This is a genomic window from uncultured Thiodictyon sp. (genome assembly GCF_903828115.1).
Classification (GTDB): Bacteria; Pseudomonadota; Gammaproteobacteria; order Chromatiales; family Chromatiaceae; genus Thiodictyon.
This window is the reverse complement of record NZ_CAIKKU010000588.1, coordinates 1-7547: the sequence shown is the minus strand read 5'-3', so window position 1 is coordinate 7547 and position 7547 is coordinate 1. Positions and strand designations below refer to the sequence as shown.

The following is a 7547-nucleotide window of genomic DNA, read 5'->3' as shown; positions in this document are numbered from 1 at the left end:
TGTCGTAATCGAATAATCCGACCACGTTTACGACAACGACAACGACAACGACGCCCGGTCCGTGAGAACGTCCGGTAGCTGTAGGGTACGCATCGCGTACCCGGCTCCGGCGGTCGGAGTCCCGGCGCAGGCCCTATAATCGACTCCAGTTTCGTCTACCATCTGGAAATCCCCGTGTCGCCCCACTGGAGTCCGCTCCTCTCGCTGCTCGCCCTGTTGCTCCTGGTCAACGGGGCCCCCGCCCTGCTGGCCCTGCTGTGGGGCGGGGCGCTCGCCCCGCCCCTGGACGGGGGGCGCCGGTGGCGGGACGGCCGCCCCGTGTTCGGGAAGGCCAAGACCTGGCGGGGCCTGGTCGCGGCCCTGGTCCTGACCCCGCCGGCGGCCTGGGCACTGGGATGGGGATGGGGGCTGGGGCTCGCCATCGCCCTGGGGGCCATGGCGGGCGATCTCATCGCCAGCTTCACCAAGCGGCGTCTGGGGCTTAAGTCCAGCGCCGCGGTGCCGCTCTTGGACCAGGTGCCGGAGACCCTGATCCCGGCCCTGCTCGCCAAGGGCACCATGGGCCTGAATTGGCTCGACCTGGGGCTGGCGGTGACGGCCTTTACGCTGATTGACCTGCTGGTGACACCCTTGCTCAAGCGGCTGGGGGCGGGTCGGCGAGCCTAATACCGCGTGCAGTATCGGGCCCGCGGTGGCGATGCCTTGCCGTGTGATTTAGGTGTTACGGGCTTCTACGGCCGCCGGACACCTGACTCAAACGACGGTCAGGATAGGGCGGCCGTGCGCACACCGTCATTGACCGACCTCCCAGCCTGTTCTTGCCCTGATGGTGGCAATGAGCGCCGGATCATCGAATTGGATGACCTGGAACGAGCAGGATAGCCGCCCGGTGCCGAAGCCATCGACGCTGCGCAGGCGGATCTCGTACAGTGCGGAATTGTCTGCCCGCGCGTATCTGGTCATCTGGCCGACCTTGAGTTTCTCGGAACGATCCGCGGACCCGGGCGAGCCGACGATGATGTCGATTGCGTGGTTGGGCCAATCGTGGTCGGCGATACCGACCACGAGGTCGTCGGCAAAGAAGCCATGGCTCTGTCCTGACTCCAGGTCTTCGGTTTCAGTTTTCATTGTGATCATCACTTTCCAGGTAACGGTGGCGGCCGCCGCACCTATCGTCAGGTGCCGGCGACCGGGTAGGCAGTGGTCCGGCGTGCGCGTCGCACTGATCGCGACCTTGGTCAGGCGCCTGGTGCGCGACGGATCACGGTGTGTTCAATTAAGCCGACCCCGGTGCGGGCGGCGCCCGCATCAGGGAGCGCGGATTGTACCGCCGTGAGCGCGGTCGTCGAGCGGCGGTGCGGGGCCGGGGGCGACGCTCGTCGGGGCACCACCCGGGCCTCCAAGTGGGTCCGCGGGGCTTGCGAGGAGGCCGTTGCCGCCCGATTGTAAGCCATGTTCCGGGCCTGGGGCGAGCCCTACCGCGGGTCTCGGCGCCGGGACCGCGTCCGGCGGCGTGTCCGCGGCCCGGATCAGCCCCTGCGCGAGGAGGAAATCGTAGAGTGCGTCGGCGGCGATGGCGTGGCCCTGGTTGGCCCAATGGGAGTCATCGGGCAGGTAGACATCCTGGATGCCGGCCGCGACGGCCTCGCGCAGACGCTCGAGGACGGCCGGCGCGGGGATCCCGCTGCGCTCGCGCAGGGCCGGGATGAACCCGCCGTAACTCGCCGGTGCCTCGGCGACATAGGCCGCCGCGGCCGAGAGCTTCCCGGGGGCGTAGAGGACGACCAGCGGGGCGCCCAGGACCTGCTCGACCCAAGTCTTGAGGTTGCGCAGTCCGCAGGCCATCCCCGCGAGATCCAACGAGCGCCAGTCATCCGCTGGCACCTCATAGCCATAGACCAGGAGCGACTGATCCCGGCTGCTGAAGAGGTCGGTGCGGGTGAGCAAGAGCCGCCGCACACCGGCCTCGCCCAGGAGTGCGGCGGCGCGCACCTTGATGATATGCATGGCCTGTTCGATGCGCGGTTTCAGTTCCCAACCCCAGGAGGTGCGGCGGGTATAGGCCGCGAGCCGATAGGGGACGGGGTGTACCGCGAGCGGTTCCCAGGCGCGCGCGGGCGGCAGCGTGCAGTCACCCGCATAGCGCGGCACGAAGTCGGGCAGGTTGAGTTCAGCGATCTCGTAGATCACCAATTTGGGGGGGTTGCGGCGCAGTTCGGGGCTCAACAGGACCTGCTCGGCGGGGCGTCCGCGCAGGTGATAGACCAGCAGTTCCAGTCCGGTGCGGGCGGCGAAGAAATTCTGCCAACCGAACCCGTGGTCCGACTGATGGGAGAAGGAGTCACCGATGATGACCACCGGGGCGCTTGCGATCGGCTCGTCCTTGGCGCGATAGCGGAACAGTTCCGGCGCGAAGCGCGGTTTGGTGTCCTGCCACCCGAAATCTCGCTCGGGGAGTGCGCCGACGCGGGTCAGGTCGCCGCTCAAGGGCTCCTGGGTCAGGGCCAGCCAGGCGGCGATGACCAGCAGTGCACCGACGCCGCCCAGCACCACCAGGTTGTAGGCGCGGGCGCTCATTCGCTCAGAACTGGAAGTACAGGAATTCACTGACACTGGTCATCCAGGTCAGGCTCCAGATCAAGGCCGCGGTGGTCACCAGGGCATAGCCCAGGGCCGGGCGCCAGGTCGGCCACACCCAGGCCCCAAGCTCCAGGGGCAGGCGCTCGGGCGGCAGCACCGGGTCATAACGGCGCAGGAGCTGGTTGCTGTTGGGGGCAATGAGTGTGATGACCAGCAGGAGGCCGATCCAGGGCAGGCCCGCCGACCAATAGACCAATTCGTGTGGGAAGGTCCCACCGAAATTGAGCCCCAGGGCCGGGATTGCCCAGGGCGCCAGCGCCGCGACCGGGGCCGCCAGCCCCCCCGGCAGGCCGATCCCGTTCAACCCCGCCATGGACGATAGCATGGAGCGCGCGGTCTCCAGGTCGGCGGCCCGGAACAGCACCCAGGCCACCGCGACCGCGGTCAGCGTGACCAGGCGGGCACTGACGCGCCCGAGCCGCCCCCCGCTGCCGATGGTGAGACCCAGGCGCCGCCTGATGGCGTGCCAGAGGTGGTTGATAACCAGATAGCACCCATGTAGGGCACCCCAGAGCGCGAAGGTCCAGCCGGCGCCGTGCCAGAGCCCCCCGATCAGCATGGTGGCCATCAGATTGAGGTAGCGGCGTGCGCCGGCGCCGCTGTTGCCCCCGAGTGGAATGTAGAGGTAGTCACGCAGGAAGCGCGACAGGGTGATATGCCAGCGGCGCCAGAAGTCGATGATATTGACCGCCTTGTAGGGGCTGTGGAAATTCATCGGCAGGCGCATCCCGAACATCCGCGCGAGTCCCACGGCCATGTCCGAGTACCCGGAAAAATCAAAGTACAGTTGCAGGGTATAGGCCCAGGCGCCGCCCCAGGCCTCGCTGAAGCTTAAGCTCGTGCCGTGCGCCGCCGCCGCGAAGGCCGGCGAGGCATAGCCCGCCATCCCATCCGCCAGGACCACCTTCTTGAACAGCCCGATTGCGAACAGGGTGAGTCCCACGGCCAGTTTCTCATGACTGAAGCGGAAGACCCCCGGGTCGCAGAACTGGGGCAGCATCTCCTTGTGATGGACGATGGGACCGGCGATCAACTGGGGGAAGAAGGTCACGAACAGGCAGTAATGGAGGAACCCGTGCTCATAGACCTCGCCGCGGTAGGAGTCCACCAGATAGGCGATCTTCTGGAAGGTATAGAAGGAGATGCCGAGCGGCAGCAGGATCGATTCCAGGGTCCAGCCGGTCCCGGCCGTCTGATTGACCGTGGCGACGAAGAAGTTCGCGTACTTGAACCAGCCGAGCAGGCCCAGATTGAGTGCAATGCCGACGCCCAGCAGCCGGCGGCGGCGCCGCTGCCCAGTCGCGGCAGGGGTGAGCAGACGCCCCAACCCGAAGTTGACCACCAGCGAGGCCATCAAGAGCCCCAGATAGATTGGATTCCACCAGGCGTAAAAGAACAGCGAGGCCGCCACCAGCCAACCGAGCGCCAACTGCGTGCGCCCGCCGGCGCCGATCCAATAGAAGAGCACGAGGGTGACGGGCAGGAAGGCGAGGATGAACTCGTAGGAATTGAACAGCACGATCCGGTCCTGGCGCCTCGCGGTACTAAAGCCGCTCCACCACGGCGGTGAGCAACCGGGTCGCCAGCGCATCGCGTAGCGGGATCAGGAGGATCGTATTACGGGGGACGGAGGCGGCGGCGATGGCCACGTCCGCATCGACCCCCATCTCGCGCAGGTAGCGGAAGGAGTCGGCCACATAGATCTGGCCGCCCTCATGGCTGCTGTAGCGCCCCGGGACGCTGCTTTGGTGGACGCCCAGCCGGGCCTTGGGGGTGGCATAGCGTTCGGTCCCGCCGGCCAGTACGTCGATACAGGCCGAGACACAGACCCGATCGACCGCCGCGCGCAGCCCGTTGGCGCGCAGATAGCGCCCGAGCTTGCGCGCCTCGAAGACCGAGCCGCCGGCACTGGTGATGACGAGCCCGACCGCGCGTCTCATCCGCAGTTCACGGATGACCCGGTCGGCGAACCCGCCGGTGATCTCGGCCTCGACCCGCAGCCAGGCGGAGCGCGCCTGCCCGCTCTGCTCGAACCGCACCAGGGCCGGGGCGACCTGCATGACGTCCGCCAGGTTGTTGCAGGCCGCGCCGGCCTGACGGCCCAGGGCCGCCCCGTTCGTCCGATCGCGCAGCAGCAACTGGTTGGCACGCTGGACCACCGCCGCCGGGGTGAAGCCGTAGCGCCGCACGGCAGCGATCACCGTGGCGTCGGTGACCGCCTTGTCCCCGGCCTGGGCGACGCGCAACAGATGGCAGGCCGCCAACTCGGACAGCAACTGATCCCGGGCCAGCCCCCCCGGCAGCGCGCCCGCGTCCCGGCCGCCGCCGGTGGCGCAACCGGCGATGCCCAAGGCGACCACCAGGGCCATTGACAGGGTCAATCTCATCCGTCCACCCAGGTACCGCAAGCTTTCGCTCTCCAATCCGATTCGTCGTAGGGTCCGCTGCGCGGACCGGCGTCGCTGATCGCACCCGGTGGCCGGACCGAAGACCGAGGCCGTCGCGCGGACCGAACCCCACCGGCATCAGGCCCGGGTCTCGATCCCCCGTTCCTGCAAATGGGTCTTGACCGCCGCAATCGGAACCTCCCGCCGATGAAAGATGCCCGCTGCCAGGGCCGCCTCCACCCCGGTCGCGGCGAAGACCTCCGAGAAGTGCTCCACCCGCCCGGCCCCGCTGGAGGCGATCACCGGGATCCGCACCGCGGCGCGCACCGCCCGGATCAGTTCCAGGTCGAAGCCCGCCTTGCTGCCGTCGCGGTCGATGCTGTTGACCAGGATCTCCCCGGCCCCCAGGTCCTCACAGCAGCGCGCCAGTTCCACCACGTCCAGGTCGCGCCCCTCGCGCCCGCCCTTGACGGTACATTGGAACCAGCAGAAGCGCTCGCCGTGCGGCCCCGGGGTGGCGGTCTCGACGGTGACATGCCGGGTTGCCGCCGGTGAGTCCACATAGACCCGCCGCGGGTCGATGGAGATCACCACCGCCTGATTGCCGTAGACCCGGGCGATCTGCTCAACGGAACTGCCCCCGTCCTTGCCGCCGCGCGCCAGGACCCCGAGCACCGTCTCCACCGCGTCCGACCCGATGGAGACCTTGTCCGCACCGGAGCGGAAATAGGCGTGCGCCACGTCGAGCGCGGCGTAGTGCCGACCCTCGCCGTCGGTGAAGGCGCGGATGCCCCCGCCGATGGTCAGCGGCACGAAGACCCGTTCCGAGGTCCGCCGCAGGACCTCCATCATCGGCTGGTCGTCGAGCGGGAAGTCGCGGAAGGCCGTGATGTTGAGGAAGGTCACCTCATCGGCCCCCTCCTCGTAATAGCGCTGCGCCAGTTCCACCGGCTTGCCCAGATTGCGCACGTCGCCGCCTTCGTCCTTCTCGCGGACGTCGTACTGGTCGCCCTTGGTCACCACGAGATCGCCCTGGTCGTTGGCGCGCACGTCCAGGCAGGCAATGATGCGCTTGGCGAAGCGGGTCGGCCCCGCCGCGCTCGCCAGGGCCGCCGGGGACAGGTCGGACTGCTCCTCGCCCGCCAGGAAGTGCCTGAGCACCTTGAGCCCCGCCGCCCCGCTCTTCTCCGGGTGGAACTGGACCGCCGCCACCCGCCCGCGGCTTACGGCGCTCAAGAAAGGCTGGCCGTAGTCCGTGGTCGCAAGCCGCCAATCGGCGTTGCGCGCATCCGGCTCGGCCCGGTAGGAGTGGACGAAGTAGAACTTCTCCCCCTCATAGTCCGCGAACAGCGGCGAGGGGCGCTCCACCCGCACCCCGTTCCAGCCCATGTGCGGGACCGACAGTGAGGGATCGTCGAAGCGCCGGATCAACCCCGGGATCAGCCCGAGCCCGGCCACGCCCGGTGACTCCTCGCTCCCCTCGAACAGCGTCTGGAGCCCGATGCAGATCCCAAGGAAGGGCCGCCCGGCCGCCAGATACTCCTTCAGCGGCTCCACATACCCCAACTGGTGCAGCCGCTCCATGGCCGCCCCGAAGGCCCCGACGCCGGGGAAGATCAGGCGCTCGGCCTTCAGGATATCCGAGGGGTGTTCGATCTCGGTCAGTTCGAACCCAAGGGCTTGGATGGCGTTGCGCAGGCTGCGGACATTGCCGGCGCCGTAGTCCAGAAGGGAGATCATGCTGGGGTCCCGGGTGGTTAGTGGGTGCCGCGGCCCCGGGGGCGGGGCCGGTCGTGGGGGCTAGTGTACCCGTTTGGGGGGCGCTATCGCCTTCCGAAGCGCACCGGCGCGCCCTCGCCACCCGCACAAGCAACACGGCAGTACGCGGGCGCACCCTACGGTCGCGGTGCGGTCAATGGTCCGAGCATTTCCATCGTGTGGCACTCGTTAGCCGCCTCCAGGAGACCTTTATTGATGCGGCCGTCTGAGAAAGCGCTTCGTGAATACGGTCAACTTGGACACTCGCGGAGATAGAGCATGATGTGGAATGATCCGATTGTTGAAGAAACCCGGTGCCGGCGCGACGAGTATTCTGCAAAGCTCAATTACAGCGTACACGCTATCACTGAAGATCTCAAAGATTGGAAGCGCAATGGCTTTCCACTCGCGGTCGACCCTGAGAAAGTGTTCAGGCCCAGGGTCTTTCGCGGGATACCGCATGGTTAGGGTCCGCGCAGGGCGGAACGCGCCGGCGGTTCCGCCTTATGCTGAATCCGGCAGTTGCTCACGCCAAGGCGCCAAGCTCGCCAAGGAATTTCAAGGCGTTGTCGAAGTGATTTGGCTCACCCATCGGGCGATCCGGATGCTGCGCAAATCCCTTTGTTTCTTCTTGGCGTCTTGGCGTGAGCAATTGCCGGACTTAGGTTTACCGTGAAAGTCCGGCGGGGACCTTGTGGGAGCGGCTTCAGCCGCGACGAGGCCTCGCCGGGGCCTTGATCATAACTCCGGCCACACGCGCCC

The 7547-nt window shown here is 67.5% G+C and carries 7 protein-coding genes; 2 read left to right on the top strand and 5 right to left on the bottom strand.

Annotated elements, in window-relative coordinates:
* Positions 1–174: 174 nt before the first annotated feature.
* Positions 175–666 (top strand): CDP-archaeol synthase, encoded by a 492-nt coding sequence (locus tag QZY48_RS22270; protein ID WP_295435262.1) that lies wholly within the window; start codon positions 175–177, stop codon positions 664–666.
* A gap of 126 nt (positions 667–792) precedes the next feature.
* Here the strand turns inward: QZY48_RS22270 and QZY48_RS22265 are convergent, their stop codons facing one another.
* From QZY48_RS22265 to hisF, 5 genes are all read right to left on the bottom strand, one after another.
* Positions 793–1128, bottom strand: a complete 336-nt coding sequence (locus tag QZY48_RS22265) for a hypothetical protein (protein WP_295435260.1) — start codon at positions 1126–1128, stop codon at positions 793–795.
* Between the two features lie 180 nt (positions 1129–1308).
* Complete coding sequence (locus tag QZY48_RS22260; RefSeq protein WP_295435259.1) at positions 1309–2577, bottom strand: hypothetical protein; 1269 nt, start codon at positions 2575–2577, stop codon at positions 1309–1311.
* A 4-nt stretch (positions 2578–2581) separates the two neighbouring features.
* Positions 2582–4159, bottom strand: coding sequence for an MBOAT family protein (locus tag QZY48_RS22255; RefSeq protein WP_295435257.1), 1578 nt, complete (start codon positions 4157–4159; stop codon positions 2582–2584).
* A 25-nt stretch (positions 4160–4184) separates the two neighbouring features.
* Complete coding sequence (locus tag QZY48_RS22250; protein WP_295435255.1) at positions 4185–5027, bottom strand: hypothetical protein; 843 nt, start codon at positions 5025–5027, stop codon at positions 4185–4187.
* Positions 5028–5165: 138 nt separating this feature from the next.
* On the bottom strand, positions 5166–6767 hold the full coding sequence (gene hisF / locus QZY48_RS22245) for an imidazole glycerol phosphate synthase subunit HisF (protein WP_295435252.1): 1602 nt from the start codon (positions 6765–6767) through the stop codon (positions 5166–5168).
* A 297-nt stretch (positions 6768–7064) separates the two neighbouring features.
* Here hisF and QZY48_RS22240 point away from each other — a divergent pair, with 297 nt between their 5' ends.
* Positions 7065–7253, top strand: coding sequence for a hypothetical protein (locus QZY48_RS22240; RefSeq protein ID WP_295435250.1), 189 nt, complete (start codon positions 7065–7067; stop codon positions 7251–7253).
* Positions 7254–7547 lie beyond the last annotated feature (294 nt).

Bases quoted from the DNA above. Each gene is read 5' to 3' on its own strand.
- QZY48_RS22265 (WP_295435260.1), bottom strand. From the start codon at position 1,128: ATGAAAACTGAAACCGAAGACCTGGAGTCAGGACAGAGCCATGGCTTC.
- QZY48_RS22260 (WP_295435259.1), bottom strand. From the start codon at position 2,577: ATGAGCGCCCGCGCCTACAACCTGGTGGTGCTGGGCGGCGTCGGTGCA.
- QZY48_RS22250 (WP_295435255.1), bottom strand. From the start codon at position 5,027: ATGAGATTGACCCTGTCAATGGCCCTGGTGGTCGCCTTGGGCATCGCC.
- hisF (WP_295435252.1), bottom strand. From the start codon at position 6,767: ATGATCTCCCTTCTGGACTACGGCGCCGGCAATGTCCGCAGCCTGCGC.
- QZY48_RS22240 (WP_295435250.1), top strand. From the start codon at position 7,065: ATGATGTGGAATGATCCGATTGTTGAAGAAACCCGGTGCCGGCGCGAC.